The following is a 767-nucleotide window of genomic DNA, read 5'->3' on the forward strand; positions in this document are numbered from 1 at the left end:
AAGACCACGCTGACCGCAGCAATCACCAAGTATTTCGGTGACTTCAAAGCGTATGACCAGATTGACGGTGCGCCGGAAGAGAAAGCGCGCGGCATCACCATCTCGACCGCCCACGTGGAATACGAGACCGACAACCGCCACTATGCGCATGTCGACTGCCCCGGCCACGCCGACTACGTCAAGAACATGATCACCGGTGCCGCTCAGATGGACGGCGCGATCCTGGTTGTGAACGCCGCTGACGGCCCGATGCCGCAGACGCGTGAGCACATCCTGCTGGGCCGCCAGGTTGGCATCCCGAAGATGGTCGTGTTCATGAACAAAGTGGACCAGGTTGACGACGAAGAGCTGCTGGAACTGGTGGAAATGGAAATCCGCGAGCTGCTGTCTTCGTATGAATACCCCGGCGACGATATTCCGATCATCGCAGGTTCGGCTCTGGCCGCGATGGAAGGCAACAACCCGGAAATCGGCGAAGAGAAAATCAAGGAACTGATGGCGGCTGTTGATGAGTATATCGACACCCCCGAGCGTGCTGTTGACCAGCCGTTCCTGATGCCGATCGAAGACGTGTTCTCGATCTCGGGCCGTGGTACCGTTGTGACCGGCCGTGTTGAGCGTGGCGTGATCAACGTTGGCGACGAGATCGAAATCGTTGGCATCCGCGACACCAGCAAAACCACCTGCACCGGCGTTGAAATGTTCCGCAAGCTGCTGGACCGCGGTGAAGCAGGCGACAACATCGGTGCCCTGCTGCGTGGTGTGGA

At 58.9% G+C, this 767-nt stretch carries 1 protein-coding gene; it reads left to right on the plus strand.

What is annotated here, in order from left to right:
* On the plus strand, window positions 1-767 hold a 767-nt coding region (locus tag ACR0JX_RS19695; protein ID WP_480545518.1), incomplete at both ends, for an elongation factor Tu.

This window comes from Ruegeria sp. AH7, assembly GCF_056541325.1.